Annotated in this window: 21 protein-coding genes; 15 read left to right on the top strand and 6 right to left on the bottom strand. The window is 71.3% G+C overall.

Annotated elements, in window-relative coordinates; genetic code table 11:
- Positions 1-39 precede the first annotated feature (39 nt).
- The 14 genes from MCHT01_RS01040 (at position 40) to MCHT01_RS00975 (ending at position 13,618) form a co-directional block, all read left to right on the top strand.
- A complete protein-coding gene (locus MCHT01_RS01040; RefSeq protein WP_067061323.1) occupies positions 40-957 on the top strand; it encodes an ABC transporter substrate-binding protein in 918 nt (305 codons plus the stop codon).
- 53 nt (positions 958-1,010) lie between these two features.
- On the top strand, positions 1,011-2,006 hold the full coding sequence (locus tag MCHT01_RS01035; protein WP_067061320.1) for a FecCD family ABC transporter permease: 996 nt from the start codon (positions 1,011-1,013) through the stop codon (positions 2,004-2,006).
- Between the two features lie 98 nt (positions 2,007-2,104).
- Positions 2,105-2,893, top strand: coding sequence for an ABC transporter ATP-binding protein (locus MCHT01_RS01030; RefSeq protein ID WP_084451543.1), 789 nt, complete (start codon positions 2,105-2,107; stop codon positions 2,891-2,893).
- Positions 2,890-4,392, top strand: coding sequence for a cobyrinic acid a,c-diamide synthase CobB (locus MCHT01_RS01025; RefSeq protein ID WP_067061109.1), 1,503 nt, complete (start codon positions 2,890-2,892; stop codon positions 4,390-4,392). Before MCHT01_RS01030 ends, MCHT01_RS01025 begins: the two co-directional genes overlap by 4 nt.
- Before the next feature lie 12 nt (positions 4,393-4,404).
- The gene (gene cobO, locus MCHT01_RS01020) at positions 4,405-4,974 is read left to right on the top strand and encodes a cob(I)yrinic acid a,c-diamide adenosyltransferase (protein WP_067061106.1); all 570 of its coding nucleotides are present in this window, start codon (positions 4,405-4,407) and stop codon (positions 4,972-4,974) included.
- 37 nt (positions 4,975-5,011) lie between these two features.
- Complete coding sequence (gene cbiB, locus MCHT01_RS01015; RefSeq protein WP_067061103.1) at positions 5,012-5,971, top strand: adenosylcobinamide-phosphate synthase CbiB; 960 nt, start codon at positions 5,012-5,014, stop codon at positions 5,969-5,971.
- Entirely contained in the window at positions 5,968-7,215 is a 1,248-nt protein-coding gene (locus MCHT01_RS01010; RefSeq protein WP_067061100.1) for a pyridoxal phosphate-dependent aminotransferase, read from the top strand. Before cbiB ends, MCHT01_RS01010 begins: the two co-directional genes overlap by 4 nt.
- Positions 7,212-8,738, top strand: coding sequence for a cobyric acid synthase (locus MCHT01_RS01005; RefSeq protein WP_067061098.1), 1,527 nt, complete (start codon positions 7,212-7,214; stop codon positions 8,736-8,738). Before MCHT01_RS01010 ends, MCHT01_RS01005 begins: the two co-directional genes overlap by 4 nt.
- A gap of 169 nt (positions 8,739-8,907) precedes the next feature.
- Positions 8,908-9,951 carry a nicotinate-nucleotide--dimethylbenzimidazole phosphoribosyltransferase gene (gene cobT, locus MCHT01_RS01000; protein ID WP_067061095.1) on the top strand — a complete coding sequence of 348 codons (1,044 nt, stop codon included), beginning with the start codon at positions 8,908-8,910 and terminating at the stop codon, positions 9,949-9,951.
- Between the two features lie 77 nt (positions 9,952-10,028).
- Complete coding sequence (locus MCHT01_RS00995) at positions 10,029-10,415, top strand: nuclear transport factor 2 family protein (protein ID WP_067061093.1); 387 nt, start codon at positions 10,029-10,031, stop codon at positions 10,413-10,415.
- Between the two features lie 173 nt (positions 10,416-10,588).
- A complete protein-coding gene (locus MCHT01_RS00990; protein ID WP_067061090.1) occupies positions 10,589-11,158 on the top strand; it encodes a hypothetical protein in 570 nt (189 codons plus the stop codon).
- A 47-nt stretch (positions 11,159-11,205) separates the two neighbouring features.
- On the top strand, positions 11,206-11,604 hold the full coding sequence (locus tag MCHT01_RS00985) for a hypothetical protein (protein WP_067061088.1): 399 nt from the start codon (positions 11,206-11,208) through the stop codon (positions 11,602-11,604).
- Positions 11,605-11,781: 177 nt separating this feature from the next.
- A complete protein-coding gene (locus MCHT01_RS00980; protein ID WP_067061085.1) occupies positions 11,782-13,089 on the top strand; it encodes a hemolysin family protein in 1,308 nt (435 codons plus the stop codon).
- Positions 13,073-13,618: a hypothetical protein gene (locus MCHT01_RS00975; protein ID WP_067061082.1), complete on the top strand. Its 546-nt coding sequence runs from the start codon at positions 13,073-13,075 to the stop codon at positions 13,616-13,618. The genes MCHT01_RS00980 and MCHT01_RS00975 overlap by 17 nt, the downstream gene beginning before the upstream one ends.
- A gap of 6 nt (positions 13,619-13,624) precedes the next feature.
- Here the strand turns inward: MCHT01_RS00975 and MCHT01_RS00970 are convergent, their stop codons facing one another.
- The 5 genes from MCHT01_RS00970 to MCHT01_RS00955 all read right to left on the bottom strand — a co-directional run bounded on the left by MCHT01_RS00970 (position 13,625) and on the right by MCHT01_RS00955 (position 16,327).
- On the bottom strand, positions 13,625-13,951 hold the full coding sequence (locus tag MCHT01_RS00970) for a helix-turn-helix domain-containing protein (RefSeq protein WP_067061079.1): 327 nt from the start codon (positions 13,949-13,951) through the stop codon (positions 13,625-13,627).
- Positions 13,948-14,205, bottom strand: coding sequence for a helix-turn-helix domain-containing protein (locus tag MCHT01_RS00965; protein WP_148661325.1), 258 nt, complete (start codon positions 14,203-14,205; stop codon positions 13,948-13,950). The genes MCHT01_RS00970 and MCHT01_RS00965 overlap by 4 nt, the downstream gene beginning before the upstream one ends.
- Positions 14,206-14,489: 284 nt before the next feature.
- Complete coding sequence (locus MCHT01_RS00960; protein WP_067061073.1) at positions 14,490-14,747, bottom strand: helix-turn-helix domain-containing protein; 258 nt, start codon at positions 14,745-14,747, stop codon at positions 14,490-14,492.
- On the bottom strand, positions 14,722-15,171 hold the full coding sequence (locus MCHT01_RS25340) for a type II toxin-antitoxin system RelE/ParE family toxin (RefSeq protein ID WP_084451496.1): 450 nt from the start codon (positions 15,169-15,171) through the stop codon (positions 14,722-14,724). Before MCHT01_RS25340 ends, MCHT01_RS00960 begins: the two co-directional genes overlap by 26 nt.
- 184 nt (positions 15,172-15,355) lie before the next feature.
- Positions 15,356-16,327, bottom strand: a complete 972-nt coding sequence (locus tag MCHT01_RS00955; RefSeq protein ID WP_245643115.1) for an amino acid ABC transporter substrate-binding protein — start codon at positions 16,325-16,327, stop codon at positions 15,356-15,358.
- Between the two features lie 334 nt (positions 16,328-16,661).
- On the opposite strand from MCHT01_RS00955, the gene MCHT01_RS00950 reads away from it, so the two are divergent.
- Complete coding sequence (locus MCHT01_RS00950; protein ID WP_067061070.1) at positions 16,662-18,584, top strand: potassium transporter Kup; 1,923 nt, start codon at positions 16,662-16,664, stop codon at positions 18,582-18,584.
- Here MCHT01_RS00950 and MCHT01_RS00945 read toward each other — a convergent pair.
- The gene (locus MCHT01_RS00945; RefSeq protein WP_067061067.1) at positions 18,553-19,851 is read right to left on the bottom strand and encodes an MFS transporter; all 1,299 of its coding nucleotides are present in this window, start codon (positions 19,849-19,851) and stop codon (positions 18,553-18,555) included. The two genes, MCHT01_RS00950 and MCHT01_RS00945, sit on opposite strands and share 32 nt — an antisense overlap.
- Positions 19,852-19,993: the final 142 nt, after the last annotated feature.

Genomic DNA, 19,993 nt, shown 5'->3' with positions numbered 1-19,993 from the left:
ACGCGCGCCCGCAGGACCTCGACGACCGCGCGCCGCGCGATGCGGATCCTGGCGGTGTCGGCGCTGCTGGCCGGTGCGGCCTCGGTCGCCACGGCCGCGCCGATCGCGATCAAGGACGACCGCGGCCACACGGTCACCCTGCCCGACACGCCCAGGCGCATCGTGAGCCTGCTGCCCTCGCTGACGGAGACCGTCTGCGAGCTGGGCGACTGCGCCAAGGTCGTGGGCGTGGACCGCTTCTCCAACTTCCCCGCCCGCGTGCAGGCCCTGCCCAAGCTGGGCGGTCTGGACGACACCAGCATCGAGACCCTGGTCGCGCTCAAGCCGGACGTGGTGCTGCTGGGCGTGTCCGCGCGCGTGATCGACCGGCTCGAGGGCCTGGGCCTGAAGGTCGTCGCGCTGGAACCCAAGAGCATGACCGACGTGCAGCGGGTGCTGGGCAAGGTCGGCCAGGTGCTGGGCCGCGAGGACGACGCGCGCCGCCTGTGGAACCGCATCGACGGTCACATCGCCCAGAGCGCCGCGACCCTGCCGCCGGCCGCGCGCGGCCTGAGCGTCTATTACGAGGTCGACGCCGGCCCCTATGGCGCGGGCACCGTGTCCTTCATGGGCGAGATCCTCACGCGCCTGGGCGCGAGGAACATCATCCCCGCCGAGCTGGGCCCCTTCCCCAAGCTCAACCCCGAATTCATCGTCCGCGCCGACCCGCAGGTGATCATGGTCGGGCAGCGCAACGCGCCGGGCCTGACGCAGCGCCCCGGCTGGCAAGGTATCCGCGCGGTCAGGAACCAGCGCATCTGCGTCTGGATCCCCGCCGAATCCGACGTGCTCGTGCGTCCCGGACCGCGCATGTCCGAAGCCGCCGCGCTGATGGCGCGCTGCCTGCGCGAGGCCGCGGCCGGTCCGGTCGCGCCGCCGACCGTCCCCTTCACCGCGCCGCCCGGCGGCATGCGCTGATGAGCGCCTCGATGGAATCGCCGCTGCGCGGCGACGCGATCCCCCCGCGCGCGATGCGTCCCCGCACCGCGGCGCAGCTCGTCGCGCTGCTGGTGCTGGGCGTGGCGCTGGTCGGGCTGGGCCTGGCCATCGGCAGCATGGGCTGGAGCCCCTGGACCCATGCGGACGACACGATGCGCATGATCCTGTGGGACATCCGCGCGCCGCGTTCCGTCGGCGCCTGGCTGGCCGGCGCGCTGCTCGCGCTCGCGGGCGCGATCGCGCAGGGCCTGTTCCGCAACCCGCTGGCCGACCCCTATCTGCTGGGCTGCTCGGCCGGCGCCTCGCTGGGCGTGGCCGCCTTGCTGTTCGTGATCGGCGTGTCGCCCGCGGCGGCGGCGCTGGCCTTGCGCATCGGCATGACCGGCGCGGCCTTCGCCGGCGCCGTCGGTGCCGTGCTGCTCACCCTGCTGCTGGCGCGCGGCGTCGCGCAGAGCCTGCGCCTGCTGCTGGCCGGCGTGGTCGTCGGCGTGGTGCTGGGCTCGGGCTCGGCCCTGCTGACGCTGATGAACCCCGACATCCTGCGCGCGATGCAGGCCTTCATGCTCGGCAGCACCGGCTTCATCGGCTGGAGCGCCGTGCAGGTCATGGTGGGCGCGCTGGCCCTCTGCCTGCTGGTCGCGCTGGCCTGCAGCCGCGCGCTGGACGCGCTCACCCTGGGCGAGGACACCGCGCGGTCGCTGGGTCAGCGCCTGGTGCTGATCCGCCTGCTGCTGATCGCCGCGCTGTCGCTGGCCACGGGCGCCGCGGTCGCGCAATGCGGGCTGATCGCCTTCGTCGGCCTGGTCGCGCCGCATCTGGTGCGCAGCTGGGGACCGACGACGCATGGCGCCCTGCTGCTGCTGTCGGCCCTGACCGGCGGCGCGCTGCTGCTCGCCGCCGACATCGTCGCGCGCTGGGTCATCGCGCCGCAGGAGCTGCCGGTGGGCATCATCACCGCGCTGCTCGGCGGCAGCTACCTGCTGTGGTTGATGCATCGGCGCAAGTCGCCGCTGGGAGGCGCGCGATGAGCCTGTCCTTCGACGCCTCCCGCGCCCCGCTCGACGACCACGCGCAGCGCGGTCTCATCCCCGGTGCCGGTGCTGGCCACGCCGCCGGCGCCTGCGACATGGCCGACGCCGCCACGCGGCTCCCGATCGCGCCCGCGCTGCGGATCGATCTGCGCGCCCTGTCGCTCGGTGGCCGTCCCGTGCTGCATCCGTTGACGCTGGCGCCCGCGCCGGCCGCCTGGACCGCGATCGTCGGCCCGAACGGCGCCGGCAAGTCCACGCTGCTGCGCGCGATGACGGGCCTGCTGCCCTTCGACGGCACGCTCACCCTGGACGGTCGGTCCTGGACCGCATGGCCAGCGAAGGAGCGCGCCCGGCGCGTCGCCTGGCTGGGCCAGAACGAGAGCGCCGCCGAGGACCTCACCGCCTTCGACGTCGTGATGCTGGGCCGGCTGCCGCATCAGGCCTGGCTCGCACCGGCCAGCCAGGCCGATCACGCCGCGGTCGCCGACGCCATGCGGCAGACGCAGAGCTGGGACTGGCGCGAGCGGTCGCTGGGCAGCCTGTCGGGCGGCGAGCGGCAGCGGGTGCTGCTGGCCCGCGCGCTCGCGGTTCAATCCGGCGCCTTGCTGATGGATGAGCCGCTGGCTCACCTCGACCCGCCGCACCAGAGCGACTGGGCACGCCTCGTCCGCGAGCGCGTCGCGCGAGGCGCCGCCGTCGTGAGCGTGCTGCATGAACTCAACGTCGCGATGCAGGCCGATGTCCTTGTCGTGATGGATGCGGGCCGCATCGTCCACGAAGGCGCCCCGCACGACCCCGCCACCCACGACGCGCTGCAGCGCGTCTTCGGCCACCGCCTGCTGATCCTGCACGTGCAGGGCCGGTGGGTGGCCTTGAACGCATGAGCTCGACCTGCCCTGCCTTCCTGATCAGCGCACCGGCCTCGGGCCAGGGCAAGACCAGCGTCACCGCGGCGATGGCGCGCTCCGCGCGCCGGCGCGGCCTGAAAGTCCGCGTGTTCAAGACGGGGCCGGACTATCTGGATCCGATGGTGCTGGAGCGCGCGAGCGGCCACACCGTCTATCAGCTCGACCTGTTCATGGGCGGTCTCGCGCACTGCCGGGCCTTGCTCGCCGAGGCCGCGCGGGACGCCGACCTGATCCTCGTCGAGGGCGTGATGGGCCTCTTCGACGGCAAGCCCAGCAGTGCCGACCTGGCGGCGGCGTTCGGCTTGCCGGTGATCGTGGTGCTGGACGCGTCCGCGATGGCGCAGACCTTCGCGGCGCTGGCGACGGGCATGGCCCGATACCGCGAGGACATCGAGGTCGTGGGCGTCGTCGCCAATCGCATCGGCAGCGACGTCCACGCCCGCATGGTGGCCGAAGGACTGCCCGACGATCTCCCGTTGATCGCGGCGCTCAAGCGTGATCCTGAGCTTTCACTTCCGGAACGGCACCTGGGCCTGGTGCAAGCACTCGAGCTCCCGCACCTGGACGCGCAGCTCGATGCCTGGGCGGACGCTTGGGAGGCCGGCGAAGTGCGCGGTGACAGGCACAGCGAAGTGCGCGATGAAGGATCCGGAGATGGGCGCGGTGATGGGCAGACGGGCGTCCGGTGCCCCCTTTTCGGAAGTCAAGGAAGGAATTGGATTGCCGGACGGCAATCCAAGGGGGGACATGGAGAAAAGGGGGCACCGGACGGCCGGCTGGTGCTCGGTGGAGGCCGGGACGCGGCGGAGGCCACGGCAACGGCACCAGGAACGTCCACGGAGGCAACCCGTGCCCCCACGCTGAAGCAGAGGCGGATCGCGGTGGCGAGGGATGCGTGTTTCTCCTTCATCTATCCGGCCAACCTCGACCTGCTGAGCAGCCTGGGCGCCGAGGTGACGACCTTCAGCCCGATCGCCGGCGACCCGCTGCCTGCCTGCGATGCGCTGTGGCTGCCCGGCGGTTATCCCGAGCTGCATGCCGAGGCGCTCGCCGCCCACCCGAGCTTCTTCGCCTCGTTGCGTGCGCACCTTGAAGCCGGCAAGCCCTTGCTCGCCGAATGCGGTGGCATGCTCGCGCTGCTGGAGAGCCTCTCCGACGCCGACGGCCGCAGCTACCCGATGGGCGCGCTGATCTCCGGCCGATCGACGATGCAGAAGCGTCTGGCCGCGCTCGGCCTGCAGTGCATCGTCTGGCCCGAAGGCGAGCTCCGCGGCCACACCTTCCACTACTCGACGATGTCGACCCCGCTGGTCGCCATCGCGACCGCCACCAATCCCAATGCGGGACGCGCGGCCGAGGCCCTCTACGCCGAGGGCTCGCTCCGCGCCTCCTACATCCACCATTACTTCCCGTCGAACCCGTCCGCCATTGCGGCCTTCTTCGGCGGCACGTCCCCACTGCCTCCCCTGCCCTGATCCGGAGTCCCCATGGAAATCGAGAAGCCTCCCGTCGACCGCGAGCGTGTCATCCCCACCGCCGAGCGCCGCGGCCTGATCCTCATCAACACCGGCGACGGCAAGGGCAAGAGTACCGCCGCCTTCGGCCTGGCGCTGCGCGCCCATGGTCGCGGCAAGAAGGTCCACATCTACCAGTTCATGAAGGTGCCCAGCGCCCGCTTCGGCGAGCACCGCCTGTTCGAGCAGATCGGCCTGCCCATCGAGGGATTGGGCGACGGCTTCTCGTGGAAGAGCAAGGATCTGGAGCATTCCGCGCAGCTGGCGCGCGACGGCTGGGAGCGGGCGAAGGCGACCATCCTGGGCGGCGAGCACTTCCTCGTCGTGCTGGATGAGATCACCTATCCGATCCGCTACGGCTGGTTGCCGCTGGAACCGGTGCTGGAGACCCTGAAGCAGCGGCCCGAGCACGTGCACGTCGTCCTGACGGGTCGCGGCGCGCCGCAGGAGCTCGTCGACATCGCCGACACGGTGACCGAGATGACGCTGGTCAAGCACCACTACAACGCCGGTGTTCCCGCCCAACGCGGCATCGAGGATTGATCGCCTCCCGGCGGTGATCCACGCCTGATCGGAACCGATGACGCCGATGTCCTGGCTCCTCGCCGCGGCGATCCCCGTCGCGCTGGTCGTCGACCGCGCGTTCGGCGAGCCGCCCGCGCGCGCGCATCCGGTCGTCGGCATGGGGCGATGGCTCGGCCTCTTCGGAGATCGGATCTGCGCGATGCGGCCCGCGGCCGCGTTCATCGGCGGCGCGATGGCGTGGAGCGTCGGCGCGCTGCTCGTCGTCGCGATCGCGGTCGGCGTCGAGCAGCTCGTGATCCTCGGGCTGGCGCCGTGGCTCGGCGGCTGGCGCTTCGCCCTGGCGGCCCTGCTGCTGGGCCTGGCGCTCAAGCCGCTGCTCGCGTGGCGCATGCTGCGCGACGAAGTGGCGGCGGTCGAGGCCGCGCTCGAGCGATCCCTCGACGAGGGCCGCGAGCAGCTGTCCCGCCTCGTGAGCCGCGACACCCGCCAGCTCTCCCCCACCGAGGTCCGCGAGACCGCCATCGAGACCCTCGCCGAGAACCTCAACGATTCCGTCATCGCGCCGCTGTTCTGGTTTGTCATCGCCGGTCTGCCCGGGGCCGCCCTCTACCGCTTCGCCAACACCGCCGACGCGATGTGGGGCTATCGCGGTCCTTGGGAGTGGGCCGGCAAGTGGGCCGCGCGCGCCGACGACCTGCTGTCCTGGATCCCCGCGCGCCTGACCGGCCTGGCCATGATCGCGACCCGCCCCGGCCTGCTGCCGCGGCTGCTGCGCGAGGCGGCCCGCACGCCGTCGCCCAATGGCGGCTGGCCCATGGGCGCGATGGCATTGCGCCTGGACCGCGCGCTGAGCAAGCCCGGTCACTATCGACTCCATCCGGCCGGCGTCTCCGTGACCGCGGCCGACACCCTCATCGCGCGGCGCATCGCCGCGCGCACCCTGCTCGCGCTGGCTCTGCTCGGCGCACTGGGAGCCGCCGCGCTGCGTGGTGGCTTCGCTGGAGGTCCCGCATGAGCCGACTCCACGGCAAGCTCCAGGGCAAGCCCCCCCTCCTGGCCACCGGCCCCACCCACGGCGGCACCGACGCCGGTCCGCCGGTGCTGCACGACTTCTCCACCAACGCGCATCCGCTGGGCCCGCCGCCCGGCGCGCTCGACGCCGTCCTGCGGGCCGACCGGCTGCGCTATCCCGACCCGGGCTACACCGCCTTGCGCGCGCGCCTGGCCGACTGGCATGGCGTCACGCCGGAGCGCGTGCTGCCGGCCGGCGGCGGCTCCGAGGCGATCCGTCGCCTCACCTTGACGGCGATGCTCTCGGGCATGACCCGCGTCTGCGTCCCGCAGCCCGGCTTCGGCGATTACGCCGCGGCGGCGCACGCGCTGGGACTGCAGGTCATCGGCTACGCCGACGCCTTCGAGCTGGCGCAGTCGCTCACCCTGCCCTCGCTGGTCTGGGTCTGCGACCCCTGCAATCCCACCGGCGCCACGCTGGACGCGGCCGAGTGGGCCGCCGTCGCCGTGGCGCTGGGGCAGAGCGGCTCGCAGCTGGTCGTCGATCAGGCCTATGAGCCGCTGCGGCTCTCCGGCGTGAGCGCGCTGCCCACGGCAATCGCCGATGGGGCGTGGCGGCTGGTCTGTCCCAACAAGTCGCTGGGATTGACGGGCGTGCGGGCGGGGTATCTGCTCGCGCCGCGGGATGGGCTGTGGGTGGAGCGGGCCAACGAGCTCGCGCCGAGCTGGGTGGTGTCCGCCGAGGGTCAGGCCTTGCTCGAGGCCTGGACCGATGCGGGGATCCGGTCGGAGCTCGCGTCCTCGCTGCCGTTGCTGCGGGAGTGGCGCGATGCGCAGTGGACGCGCATGACCGCGATGGGGTTCGACCAGATCGGCGGCGGCGCGGCCAACTTCTGGCTCGCCGCCTTGCCCTCGCCCTGGCGGGACGCGCCAGAGCCCTTGCTCGAGGGGCTGCGTGCGCTGGGGATCAAGCTGCGGGACGCAAGTTCGTTCGGGCTGCCGGGGCTGGTGCGGGTGTCGGTGCAGACACCGGATACCGTCGACGCGCTGGAGGCGGCGATGCGGACCTTCTCGGGGCGCCGGGCGATGCCGGGGATGACGCGCGAAGACCCTCACCCCGACCCTCTCCCGCAAGCGGGAGAGGGAGGCGGCGCGAGGGGGCGTCCCGGGGACGGATTCGGGCTGTCGACGCGCTGGCCGACGACGGCCTCGATGCAGATGCCCTTCGATCGCGGAGCGCAACCATGACGGGCCGCGCGGTGATGGTGCTCGGCACGACGAGCGGCGCGGGCAAGAGCTTCCTGACCACGGCGCTGTGCCGCTGGTACGCGCGCCAGGGTCTCAAGGTCGCGCCGTACAAGGCGCAGAACATGAGCAACAACGCGCGCGTGGTGCCGGGTCTTGACGGTCGCGCGGGCGAGATCGGGTCGGCGCAGTACTTCCAGGCGCTGGCCGCGAGGGCGCGGCCCGAGGTGCGGATGAACCCCGTGCTGCTCAAGCCCGAGAAGGACACGGCCTCGCAGGTCGTCGTGCTGGGCGAGGTGGACGAGGCGCTCAGCCGCGCGCCCTGGCGCGAGCGCAGCGAGACGCTGTGGACGCACGCTCGCGGCGCCTTGCACGAGCTGCTGGCCGAGAACGACGTGGTCGTCATCGAGGGCGCGGGCTCGCCGGCCGAGATCAACCTGCACAGCAGCGACTACGTGAACATGCGCACCGCGCGCGAGGCGGGCGCCGCCTGCCTGCTGGTCACCGACATCGACCGCGGCGGCGCCTTCGCGCACCTGTTCGGCACGCACCAGCTGCTGCCCGCCGAGGAGCGCGCGCTGATCCGCGGCTTCGTGCTGAACCGCTTCCGCGGCGACGCGGCGCTGCTGTCACCGGGGCCGGAGATGCTCCAGCAGATGACCGGCGTGCCGACGCTCGCGACCCTGCCGATGTGGCGCGGGCACGGCCTGCCCGAGGAGGACGGTGTCTTCGACGACCAGCCCACCGGCGGCACGAGCGCCCTGGCCGCGTCGATCGCGTCGGGTACGGGCGGCGCCGCGACGCGTCGTGGCCCGCTGCGGATCGCCGTCGTCGCCTATCCGCGTCTGTCCAACCTCGACGAGTTCCAGCCGCTGCGCAACCTGCCCGACGTGCGACTCGCGTGGGCGCGCGAGCCCGCGGACCTCGACGGCGCCGACTGGATCGTGCTGCCCGGCTCCAAGGCCGTCGCGGCGGATCTCGCCTGGCTGCGGGCGCAGCGCCTGGACGTGGTCATCGCGGCGCACGCGGCCGCGGGACGGCCGGTGCTGGGCATCTGCGGCGGCCTGCAGATGCTGGGCGAGGCCCTGATCGATCCGCACGGCCTGGACGGCAACGCCCCGGGCCTGGGCCTGCTGCCGCTGGTCACCTCCTTCGAGCGCGAGAAGCTGCTGCGGGACACCGAATGCCGCTTCGCGCCCGAGCTCGACGGCCCGTGGGCCGCGCTGGCCTCGCTGCCGGCGCGCGGCTACGAGATCCATCACGGCCGCACGGCGCAGCACCCGTCGCTGCCGACCGCGCAGCCGGTGCTCTTCGACGGCCTGGGCGAGCCCCTGGGCTGGCGACACGGCCCGGTGCTGGGCCACTACCTGCATGGCCTGTTCGAGGACGAGCGCGTGCTCGCCGCGCTGTTCGCGCGTCCGTCGCGCCCGCTCGACCAGGTCTTCGACGAGCTGGCCGACTATGTCGACCGGCATTTCGCGCCCGGTGCGCTGCAATCCCTGTTGGAGCCCCGCCAGCCCCCGTGACCGCCTCGCGAGCGCGCGGCGACATGTCCGATCGCCGCGCACCGCGCCCGTCGCCGTCCACGACGGGCCCCGGCGGCCTCCTGCCAGCCCGAGCTCCCTTGTCCCTCGCGTCCCCCGAGCCCAGGCTCGCGCGAATCCCCTCCTCCTCCCGACGAGTTCCGAGTCCACCATGACCACGCAAGACCTGATCCCCGAGATCCCCTCGCTGCACGACGACGCCCTGGCGGCGGCGCTGCGCCACCGCATCGACCGCAAGACCAAGCCGGTGGGCTCGCTGGGCCGCCTGGAGACGCTGATGCTGCGCCTGGGCCTGATCCTGGGCAGCGACACGCCCAAGCTGATCGATCCGCAACTGCTGGTCTTCGCGGCCGACCACGGCATCGCGGCGCACGGCGTGTCGGCCTACCCGTCGGACGTGACCTGGCAGATGGTGGAGAACTTCCTGTCCGGCGGCGCGGCGGTGTCGGTGCTGGCGCGCCAGCACGGCCTGACGCTGAGCGTCGTCGACGCGGGCGTGAACCACAGCTTCGAGCCGCGCCCGGGTCTGCTGATCGCCAAGATCGCGATGGGCAGCCGCGACATGCTGGAAGGCCCGGCGATGAGCGTCGAGGAGTGCGCGACGGCGGTGGCCGCCGGCAAGACCCTGCTGCAGAAGCGCCCCGGCAACGTGCTGCTGCTGGGCGAGATGGGCATCGGCAACACCTCGTCGGCCTCGCTGCTGCTGGCGCGCCTGGGCGGCTTCCAGTTGGCCGAGTGCGTGGGCCGCGGCACGGGGCTGGACGATGCGCAGCTGCAGCGCAAGCTGTCGGTGCTGATGCGCGCGCTGGAGCGCCATCCGCGCGCCAACGAGCCGCTGTCGGCCCTGGCCGCGCTGGGCGGGCTGGAGGTGGCGATGATGGTCGGCGCCGTGCTACAGGCCGCGCTGGAGCGCCGGGTGATCGTGGTCGACGGCTTCATCACCGGCGCCGCGGTGATGGTCGCGGCGAAGCTGCAGCCGGCGGTGCTGGAGCGCTGCGTCTTCGCGCACCGGTCCAACGAGCAGGGGCACCGCCTGATGCTGGAGATGCTGCAGGTCGAGCCGCTGCTGGACCTGGGCCTGCGCCTGGGCGAAGGCTCCGGTGCCGCACTGGCCTGGCCGCTGCTGGAATCGGCCAGCCGCATCCTGGCGGAGATGGCCAGCTTCGATTCCTCGGGCGTCAGCGACAAGGTCTGACCGACAGGGCGCGGGCGAAGAGGCCGCTATGCTCGGCGGTCCCTGGACCTCGATGCGATCGACCGATCGATCTCCTCATGACCGCTCCCGACTTGTCCCTGCTCGACACCTTGCGCGCGCTCGAGGTCGAGCTGCATCACCCCGGCGTGCGCTGCAGCGCCGAGCGCCTGTCGCAGCTGCTGCATCCCGACTTCCATGAGGTCGGCCGATCGGGCCGGCAGTACGACCGGCCGACGATCATCGCGTGGCTGGCCGACGACCACGAGCCGCCGCGCGTGGTCCCCGACGATTTCCGCATCGCGCCGATCTCCCCGGACGCGGCGCTGCTGACCTATCGCTCCGCGCATCGGCAGGACGACGGCTCGCTGGCGCACCACACCTTGCGCTCGTCGCTGTGGCTGCGGACGGCCGAGGGCTGGCAGATGCGGTATCACCAGGGGACCGCCGCCGCACAGCCGTGGTGAGTCCCGCTTCCCGCGCGGGCATGGCGTCGAATCGGTGCGGATCCGCGCCGGGACGGTGCATCGCGGCAGGACGAAGGTCACATCGCGTCAGGCGGGTTGAGCGATAGATTCCCGGCGGCTCCGCTGCCGCGGGGCGGCCGGGTCCAGCCGGCCCGACCGAACGCTCCGCTCCCATGACCGATCTCCACGATTACGCCGCCTCCTTCGGCGACCTGCCCGTTCCCGCCGCGCTGCTCGATCTGCTGCGCTTCCAGGACGAGGTGGGCTTCGGCAACTACTCGCAGGCGCTGAGCCTGTCGGCGCAGGATCGCGACGGACTGCGCCACGGCTGGTCCGCGGATCCGGAGTTCCTCGCCCGCCTGGTGCCCTTCGCGCGCGCCTCGGCGTCGGGCTCGTTCTACGCGCTGTGGAATCCCGACCCGTCGCAACCGCCGCTGCCGGACCGCTGGCCGGTCGTGGTCTTCGGCGACGAAGGCGGCGAATGGGTGGTCGCCCGCGACGTGCGCGAGCTGCTGCGCGTCAGCACCTGCGACGTGGAGCCGATGATCGACATGGACCGCGTCCACTACTTCCGCAGCGAGCATCACTACCGCAAGAGCGCCGAGCTGGACCGCTATGTCGAGTGGCTGCGGGAGCACTTCCAGATCGCGCCGGTGGACGACCCGGAGGAGATCCTCAAGGCCGCCCAGAAGGAATGGCAGACCCGCTTCGAGCGGTGGATGCAGCCGATCCTGGGGGGATGAGGATCGAGGGCGAGGCGCCCGCGTCGCCCTCGATAGAATCACGCCCTGTGACCCGCTGGCTCCGCATCCTCGTCCTGGTGATCCTCGTCCCCGCCTACGGCATCGCCGCGGCCGGCGTGGCGAACTTCGCCTCGGGCGTCCCGCATGCGCAGCATCTGCGCGTCGACGGTCACCCGGTCGATGCCGGCGCCCTCGCGCCGGCGATCACCTCGCCCACGCCAGCGGACAACGGCGATCCGCAGGGCCGGCAGGTCCCGGATGACACGGGCGGCATCGCCTCGTTGCTCTACGAGCTCGGCGACACCTCGGACGACATGCCCGATCACTGCAAGCCCGACGCCGCGCCCATGCGGCTCGAGCAGCCGCGGTTGACACCCCGCGCCACGCCGGAGCCGCACGCGCCGGACATCTGGCCGCAGCCCCCCCGCCGCCCGCCACGGGCCTGACGACGCCCGCGCGACGGTCGCCTTCGCGAACCGTCCGCGTGTGAAGCGCGCCACGCGCGCCCTCTCTCGACCCGCGAGCGCCGATCGCCTGAGATCGCGTCCGTCGCCACGTCGTCCTTCATCGCCCTGTCCGGCCTCGCCGCCTTCCGTCGCGCGTGCCGGCATCGTCTGCCCATCATGGAAATCGCCATACTTTTCGCCCTCATCCTGCTCAACGGCGTGTTCGCCATGTCCGAGATCGGACTGGTCACCGCGCGTCGGGCACGCCTCCAGAAACTCGTCGACGAGGGCGACAGCGCCGCCGCGGCGGCCGTCAAGCTGGGTGAGGACCCGACCCGATTCCTGTCCACGATCCAGATCGGCATCACCTCCATCGGCGTGCTCAACGGCATCGTCGGCGAGGCCGCCCTGGCCGGACCGCTGGCCACCGAGCTCATCGTCCGCGGCATCCCCGCCGAGTACGCCAACGGCGTCGCCACCGGCCTGGTGGTCGTGCTGATCACCTACTTCTCCATCGTGCTCGGCGAACTGGTGCCCAAGCGCCTGGGCCAGTCCAACCCCGAGGCCGTCGCGCGTCTGGTCGCCCGTCCGATCGGGGCGCTGGCCGTCGCGACCAAGCCCTTCGTGCGACTGCTGTCGGGCTCGACGAACGCGCTGCTGCGACTGCTGGGCGTGAAGGCCTCCTCGGCCTTCAACGTGACCGAGGAGGAGATCCACGCCGTGCTCGCCGAAGGCACCAGCGCCGGCGTCATCGAGTCCCACGAGCACGCGATGGTGCGCAACGTCTTCCGCCTGGACGACCGCCAGATCAGCTCCCTGATGGTGCCGCGCAGCGACGTGGTCAGCCTGGACCTGAACGCGACCATGGAGGAGAGCCTCGCCCGCATCGAGGCCTCGGACCACGCGCTGTTCCCGGTCGTGCGGGGCACGGGGCTCAACGACATCGTCGGTGTCGTGAACGCGCGCCAGCTGCTCTCGGATCTGCTGCGTCATCGCCAGCCACGCCTGGACGAGCGCCTCGCGCCGCCGCTGTATGTGCCGGAGACGCTCACCGGCATGGAGCTGCTCGCCAACTTCCGTTCGTCGGAGGTGCACATGGCGTTCGTGATCGACGAGTACGGCGAGGTGCAGGGCATGGTCACGCTGCACGATCTGGTCGAGGCGATCACCGGCGAATTCCAGGCCCGCGATCCGGCCTCGGCCTGGGCGGTGCAGCGCGCGGATGGCTCCTGGCTGCTGGACGGCCACATCCCCGTGCCCGAGCTCAAGGACAGCCTGACGCTGGACGCCGTGCCGGAGGAGGAGCGCGGCCGTTACCACACGCTCAGCGGCATGATGATGCTGCTCAGCGGCCGCCTGCCGCGCGAGGCCGATGCCGTCGAATGGGAGGGCTGGCGCTTCGAGATCGTCGACATGGACGGCAAGACCATCGACAAGGTGCTGGCGACGCGGATGGAGGAGGTGGCCGATGCGCAAGCTGCTTGAGCGCTCGCCGCTGTCCACGCGACAGGATCGGCAGGCCCGCGCCGCGGGCACCGGTGTCGGACTCGGCCTGGCCCTCGTCATCAGCCTCATCGTCGCGCTCGCGCTGTCCGGCTGTGGCGAGGGCTATCCCAGCGACGACCGCGTGCTGGTCAGTCCCTTCGAGATGAGCAACGCGCAGCGCATCGCGGAGCTGAACCATGTGGGCAGCGACGCGCGCGCGGTGGGCGGCAACGGCCGCCAGTGGCGTTACACGCTGGAGGACAGCTGCCATCTGGAGGTCGAGCATCGACGCCGCGGCGGCGCGCCGGTGGCGACGCGGGTCGCGCTGACGCGAACGATGGATGCGGAGGTCGCCTTCGACGACGCGGGCAAGACCTACGACGTGGTTCTCGTCGACCACCGCGAGGATCCACCGGTGCGGGTGGGCACGCTGCTCAAGAGCGAGGGATGGACCCATGCGACGCAGGCCGGCCTGCTGCTGGATCTGGTGATCCGCGACTGCGCGCGACCGGCGGCCGCGGCGCGCTGATCCCCTTCAGGGGTACAGCGAGATGGCCTCGATGCCACCGCGACGCGCCATGTGCAGCAGCTGGAGCGCGGCGCCGCCGGGAGGACGGGAGAGCCCGTTCTCCCAGCGCCGGATCAGCCGTTCCGGGAGGACGAGCAGCCGCGCCAGGATGCACTGCTCGATGCCCATGGATTCGCGGATCTCGCGGATCTCCTGCGCCGTCAGCGGCGTCGGGATCGGAAAGCGCTCGTCGAGCGCCCGCTTCTCCTCCGCGGTCATCAGTCGATAGGGTGGGAACTCGCGCGACCAGGTGTGGATCATGGTCAGCAGTTTCTTCTTGCGCTTGCGGGTCATCGGTCCGCTCCTCGAGACACGACGTCCACGCCGCGCTTGCGGGTGAGGTGGATCAGCTTGAGCTCGGGGCCTCTCGGGTGGCTGCGGTCCTGCTCCCAGTCGCGCACGTGGTGCAAGCCGGTGTTGCAGGCGCGGGCGAAGATGATCTCGTCCGCGCTGGCTCGGCGGCGGATCCGGTGGATCGTGCCGCCGGTGATCAGCGGGGGCAGCGGCGCGCAGATCTGCTGAAAGTGCCGCCTCTCCTGGTGGGTCATCACCGACTCGGTCTTGAGCCTCTGGGCCCACCGGAAGATTCCGCCAAGGACCTTCGAATCACGCTGACGCATCGCAAGCCACCTCCATCACGGAGCCTTCGGCGAGCGCATCGCGCAAGCCATCGGCATTCATTGAAAGAAACCTCTTCGAGAGAAGTCGAAGGGCACTGAACTCCGCGGGCGAAAGATCCGCGCGTCGAGACCGATCAGTGCCAGGTCATGCGGGGTCTGCCGTCACCCTGAGGGCGGCCGACCGTTGGGGGAGAAATGGGGGATGGGTGCGCTCAGGCCAGCGCGTTCAGGCCGCGCTTGCGGGTGAGGTGGATCAGCTTGAGCTCGGGGCCACGTGGATGACCGCGGCCCTGCTCCCAGTCGCGCACATGCTGCGGGCCGCGGTTGCAAGCGCGCGCGAAGACCGCTTCGTCGATGTCGATCCGGCGGAGGATGCGACGGATCGCTCCCGCGGAGATCAACGCCGGCATCGGACCGAACAGCTGCTCATAGTGGCGCTGGCGATCAGGGGAGATGAGCCCGTGATCCATCCACCTTCGGGTCATGGCCAGCCCCTTGGCCAGAGACTTCGACTGTCGCTTCATCATGGCAGTGCACCTCGGAGATGTCGCCGCGCCCCAGCGCCTCGCGCAGGCCGTCGGCAGTCATTGAAAGCAGGTCGTCGGAGAGACGACGAGCGTGGGCAAGGTCGGTCGGCGAGAGGGCCGCCCGCTGGCTCTTGGCGTAGCCGCACAAGAAGAACCACGGGGTCCGTCGTCTGCTCGCGACGATGACCCGATAGCCTCCTCGCTTGCCGGCGCCGGATCTTGCGACCCGCTTCTTCAGCAGGCCATGACCCAGATCTGCATCGATGAGCCCTCGTGCCATTTCCGCCACGGCCGCGCACAGGTCGTCATCGGCCAGCACCTGCCTGCGCATCCATCGCCGAAAGTCGTCCACCACGAAGACCGTCACGCTGACCTCCCCGCATCGCTGCGAGATCGATCAGTGCCAGGTCATGCGGGGTCGGCCGTCACCCTGAAGTCGTCCCTCCGGCGAGGGGTGTGAGGGGGGCCGTCGTCGACGCGCCGTCGGGGCGCGGACATCCAGGCCGGGCCGGCCGCGTCCTCCCGACGCGCGCCGGCCTGGCGGGTTCAGGTCAGATCGAGTAGCCCAGCAGCATCGCGACGCCGGCTTCCTTGTTGGGGCGCTTGAAGCTGTCGCGGGTCAGGCGATTCATGGGGATCGCCAGCGCGTCGGTCTGGAACCACTTGCCGTAGAGCTGCTGGATCTCGCCGCTGCCGTAGATGCGCGACAGCGCGCGGTCCACCGCGGCGCCGAGCCGCGCGTCACCCTTGCGCATCATGATCCCGTAGGGCTCCACCGAGAACGCCATCTGGCCCAGGCTCAGGCTGTCCAGCGCCTTGTCCTTGGACGCCAGCCCCAGCAGCAGCGCGTCGTCCTGGGCGAAGGCCTTGGCCTTGCCCTCGCGCAGCGCCTTGAAGGCCTCGTTGTTGCCCGGGTACTGCACCAGCTGCATCTTGGCCTCGCCGCTGTGCTGCAGCTGGGTGAACAGCTTCTCCGACGTCGTGCCCTTGCTCAGCGCGATCGTCAGGCCGTCCAGGTCCTTGATGGACTCCACCCGGGTCCCGTTGGCCAGCAGCACCCGCATGCCCGCGACGAACACGGTGTAGCTGAAGTCCACCTGCTCCTGCCGCGCCTTGGTGTTGGTCGTGGAGCCGCACTCCAGGTCGATCTCGCCCTTCTGCAGCTTGGGGATGCGGTCCGCGCCGGTCACCACCACGTACTGCACCTTCACCTCGGGCAGCTTGAGCTCGCGCTTGATCTCGTCCACCGCGGCCAGGCACAGCTCGACGGTGTAGCCCTGCCCCTGCTTCTGCTCGTTCACGAAGGAGAACGGCCGCGCGGCCTCGCGCACGCCCAGCGTGATGGTCCGGGTGTCGCGGATGCGGGCCAGCGTGTCCGACGGCGCGGTCGCGGCGGCGGCCGGCGCCGCGTTCGCGGGCGTCGTGGCCGGATCGGCCGAGGCGGTCATCGGAACGGCCGCGATCGCGGCGGCGGCCATGAAAACGGCGCCGCTCAGGCGCCGGGTCGTCGGGAGGGAGGTCATGCGCGGGATCCGTGAAAACCCTGCATTCTAGGGAGGACGTGTGGCGGCGCCGCGCTCGTCCCCCCCGGCCCGACCGGCGGTCGGCGACGGCCCGACGGAAGGCGTGACACCCGTCACGCGCCGACTCGCCCGCGCAACAGTTCCGTGAAGCGGTCGTCAAGCCGCCATCCTCCAACCGCCGTCCCGCGTCGATTCCCTCCGGTCCGGAGGCTCGCTGGCACCGTACGCCAGGACTGCGTGCGATAGTGCGACCTTGCCAATTCCGCCTCCGGGCGATCCCCGCATCGTGTCCTCCGATCCCGCCGTCACCGGCACCGAATCTCCAGGACACGTCGTGTCCGCCGCTCCCGCCACCACCGGCGACCACGGGCATGGCCACGGACCGAGGCAGGGACTCGCGGCGCTGGCGCTGGGCGCGCTGGGCGTGGTCTACGGCGACATCGGCACCAGCCCGCTCTACACGATGCGCGAGGTGCTCAACCCCGCCAACGGCGTGACGCTGCAGGCGACCGACATCGTCGGCGCGGTCTCGGCGATCTTCTGGGCGCTGATGCTGGTGGTGACGCTCAAGTACGTGGTGCTGATCCTGCGCGCCGACAACAAGGGCGAAGGCGGCATCATGGCCCTCACCGCCCTGGCCGTGCGCGCGGCCGGCAGCACCGCCGCCAAGCGCCGCGTGCTGCTGCTGGTGGGCGTGTGCGGCGCCTCGCTGTTCTACGGGGACAGCGTCATCACGCCGGCGATCTCGGTCATGGGCGCGGTCGAGGGCCTGGAGATCGTCACGCCGGCCTTCAAGCCCTTCGTGCTGCCGATCTCGATCGCCGTGCTCACCGCGCTGTTCTTCATCCAGCGCCACGGCTCGGCCGCGGTGGGCGTGCTCTTCGGGCCGGTGATGCTGGTGTGGTTCGCGGTGCTGGGGCTGGCCGGCATCCACCAGATCGTCCAGGCGCCCGAGGTCCTGGCCGCGCTCAATCCGCTGCATGCGCTGAACTTCCTGTTCGCGCGCGGCCCGGCGCTGTTCCTGGTCGTCGGCGCGCTGGTGCTGGCGCTGACCGGCGCCGAGGCGCTCTACGCCGACATGGGCCACTTCGGGAAGCGGCCGATCCGGCTGGCCTGGACCGTGCTGGTGCTGCCGACGCTGGCGCTCAACTACGCCGGCCAGGGCGCGCTGCTGATGCGTGACCCCTCCGCCCTGGACAACCCCTTCTTCCGCCTGTTCCCGCCCGCGCTGCTGCTGCCCGTCGTGCTGCTGGCGACGCTGGCCTCGGTGATCGCCTCGCAGGCGGTCATCTCGGGCGCCTTCTCGCTGACCAAGGAGGCCATCCAGCTGGGCCTGCTGCCGCGCATGCGCGTGGTCTACACCTCCGCCCAGGCGATGGGCCAGGTCTACCTGCCCGCCATCAACTGGACGCTGCTGGTGGCGGTGCTGCTGGCGGTGCTGGGCTTCGAGAGCTCGTCGGCGCTGGCCTCGGCCTATGGCATCGCGGTCACGATCACCATGCTGATCACCACCGCGCTGACCTTCTTCGTCGTGCGTCACGCGTGGCGCTACCCCGCGCCGCTGGCCTGGGGCGTCACCGCCGGCTTCCTGGCGGTGGACGCGCTGCTGGTGGCCTCCTGCTCGCTCAAGGTGCTGCAGGGCGGCTGGTTCCCGCTGGTGATGGGCCTGGTGCTGTTCGCCGTGATGGCGACCTGGCGCCGCGGCAAGGAGCTGCTGGCCGCGCAGGTCGCCGGCGACGACCTGCCGCTGGTGCCCTTCCTGGAGGCGCTCGCCCAGGACGTCTCCAGCCCGCGGCCGGAGCGCATCGCCGTCTATCCGGTCTCGAACCCGGACGTGGTCCCGCCGGCCCTGCTGCACAACCTCAAGCACTACCAGATGCTGCACGCGCGCAACGTGCTGGTGACGGTGCGCTTCGAGGAGGTGCCCTACATGCCGGAGGACCAGCAGCTCAGCGTGGAGCCGCTGCCCGGCGGCTTCTGGCGCGTGGTGATCCGCTACGGCTTCAAGGACGAGCCCAACATCCCGGCGGCGCTGGGCCGCTGCGCCCGGCACGACCTGCAGTTCGACCCCTTCCTCGCGTCCTACTTCCTGAGCCGCGAGGTGGTGGTGCCGGCGTCGAGGAAATCGGCCGCCGGCCTGGCGCCCTGGCGCAGCAAGCTGTTCGCGACGATGGCGCGCAACGGCTCCAGCGCGGCCGACTACTTCCGGCTGCCCGACAACGCGGTCATCGAGCTGGGCTCACGGGTGCAGCTGTAGCGGCCGGCGTGCCGCGCACCAGCGCCCGCATCAGGACCGCCGCGATCAGGGTCGACGCGCACACCACATAGCCCACGACCGGGAAGTCGTTGATGTGGCCGTCCGGTCCGATGTGGACCAGGTGCCCCGCCACCAGCGAGGCCAATCCGCCCGCGAGCTGCTGCAGCGCCGAGTTGATCGCGTTGAAGGAGCCGCGCTGCTCGGGCACCGGCACCCCCGCCAACGTCGCCTGCGCCGGGATCATGCGCGAGAAGATGCCCACGAACATCACCACGTTCACCAGCACCAGCAGCCACAGCGGCGAACTGCCCAGACGCGTGTAGTAGAGCACCGTCGCGACGGTCACCGCGCAACCCGTGTAGAACACCCGCATCGCGCCGACGCGGTCCACCATGCGGCCGATCAGCGGCGAGAACACCAGCGTGCAGATCCCCGTGACCAGGTACACCACCGGCAGCTCGGTCAGCGGGATGCCGACGTTGTGCACGACGAAGGCGCTGGCGAAGGGCATCAGCATGAAGCCGCCCGTGGTCAGCAGCGCGGTCAGCGCGAAGGCCAGCTGATGGCGCGGCTTCTTCACCGTCTGCAGCAGGTGGCCGAAGGGGCTGTGCTGCCCGGTGCCGGGGGCGTTCAGATGGGCGTCGACCGGCTTCATGTTGAAGGCGATCACCAGCCCCCCCAGCACGCCGAAGATCACCAGCGCCAGGAAGGGCGCGTGCCAATCGAAATGCGAGGCCAGGAAGATCGCGAACGGCAGGCCCAGCACCTGGCTGGCCGCGAAGCCGCCCTGCAGCAGGCCCATCACGCGGCCGCGCTGCGCCGGCTGGAACAGGTCGGCCACGATGGCCATCACGATGGAGCCGATCACCCCGCCGAACAGGCCGGTGACCACGCGCGCCAGCAGCAGCGACTCGAAGCTGGTCGCCAGGCCGCACCACAGCGTGCCCAGCAGGAAGCCGACGTAGAAGAACAGCAGCAGCTTCTTGCGGTCGTAGCGGTCGGCGAAGCCCGCGGTCAGCAGGCCCGACAGCCCCGCGCTGAAGGCGTAGGCGGACACCACGGCGCCGAACTGGGCCGAGCTCATGGACAGCGCCGGCATGATCACCGCGCCCAGCGGCGACATGATCATGAAGTCCAGGATCACGGCGAACTGCAGCAAGGTCAGCAGGCCGACCGCGAAGCGCTGGTACGAGGTGAACGGCACCGGCGCGGGCGCGCTGCCCGGTGTCGCGGCGGCGGCGGGCGAAGAGGAGGGATGCGATGACATGGGGGCGGATTCTGCGCACCGGACGTGTCCCCGGCGTAAAGACATGCCTCTTTCGGGGACTCGGCCGCGGGCCCCGTGGCGCCGCCGCGTCAGCGTGACCTTCGGCCCCAGACCTCACCGGAAACAGGGGGATGAACGGCCG

The sequence above is a fragment of the Mitsuaria chitosanitabida ATCC BAA-476 = NBRC 102408 genome, from assembly GCF_001598255.1.
In the GTDB taxonomy this organism is placed as follows: domain Bacteria; phylum Pseudomonadota; class Gammaproteobacteria; order Burkholderiales; family Burkholderiaceae_C; genus Roseateles; species Roseateles chitosanitabidus.
Note: the sequence above shows the minus strand (reverse complement) of the source record. Positions and strands in the feature narration are given on the sequence as shown.

Coding starts and splice junctions, on each gene's coding strand:
- MCHT01_RS01040 (WP_067061323.1), top strand. CDS start 40: ATGCGGATCCTGGCGGTGTCGGCGCTGCTGGCCGGTGCGGCCTCGGTC.
- MCHT01_RS01035 (WP_067061320.1), top strand. CDS start 1,011: ATGCGTCCCCGCACCGCGGCGCAGCTCGTCGCGCTGCTGGTGCTGGGC.
- MCHT01_RS01030 (WP_084451543.1), top strand. CDS start 2,105: ATGGCCGACGCCGCCACGCGGCTCCCGATCGCGCCCGCGCTGCGGATC.
- MCHT01_RS01025 (WP_067061109.1), top strand. CDS start 2,890: ATGAGCTCGACCTGCCCTGCCTTCCTGATCAGCGCACCGGCCTCGGGC.
- cobO (WP_067061106.1), top strand. CDS start 4,405: ATGGAAATCGAGAAGCCTCCCGTCGACCGCGAGCGTGTCATCCCCACC.
- cbiB (WP_067061103.1), top strand. CDS start 5,012: ATGACGCCGATGTCCTGGCTCCTCGCCGCGGCGATCCCCGTCGCGCTG.
- MCHT01_RS01010 (WP_067061100.1), top strand. CDS start 5,968: ATGAGCCGACTCCACGGCAAGCTCCAGGGCAAGCCCCCCCTCCTGGCC.
- MCHT01_RS01005 (WP_067061098.1), top strand. CDS start 7,212: ATGACGGGCCGCGCGGTGATGGTGCTCGGCACGACGAGCGGCGCGGGC.
- cobT (WP_067061095.1), top strand. CDS start 8,908: ATGACCACGCAAGACCTGATCCCCGAGATCCCCTCGCTGCACGACGAC.
- MCHT01_RS00995 (WP_067061093.1), top strand. CDS start 10,029: ATGACCGCTCCCGACTTGTCCCTGCTCGACACCTTGCGCGCGCTCGAG.
- MCHT01_RS00990 (WP_067061090.1), top strand. CDS start 10,589: ATGACCGATCTCCACGATTACGCCGCCTCCTTCGGCGACCTGCCCGTT.
- MCHT01_RS00980 (WP_067061085.1), top strand. CDS start 11,782: ATGGAAATCGCCATACTTTTCGCCCTCATCCTGCTCAACGGCGTGTTC.
- MCHT01_RS00975 (WP_067061082.1), top strand. CDS start 13,073: ATGCGCAAGCTGCTTGAGCGCTCGCCGCTGTCCACGCGACAGGATCGG.
- MCHT01_RS00970 (WP_067061079.1), bottom strand. CDS start 13,951: ATGACCCGCAAGCGCAAGAAGAAACTGCTGACCATGATCCACACCTGG.
- MCHT01_RS00965 (WP_148661325.1), bottom strand. CDS start 14,205: ATGACCCACCAGGAGAGGCGGCACTTTCAGCAGATCTGCGCGCCGCTG.
- MCHT01_RS00960 (WP_067061073.1), bottom strand. CDS start 14,747: ATGGATCACGGGCTCATCTCCCCTGATCGCCAGCGCCACTATGAGCAG.
- MCHT01_RS00955 (WP_245643115.1), bottom strand. CDS start 16,327: ATGACCTCCCTCCCGACGACCCGGCGCCTGAGCGGCGCCGTTTTCATG.
- MCHT01_RS00945 (WP_067061067.1), bottom strand. CDS start 19,851: ATGTCATCGCATCCCTCCTCTTCGCCCGCCGCCGCCGCGACACCGGGC.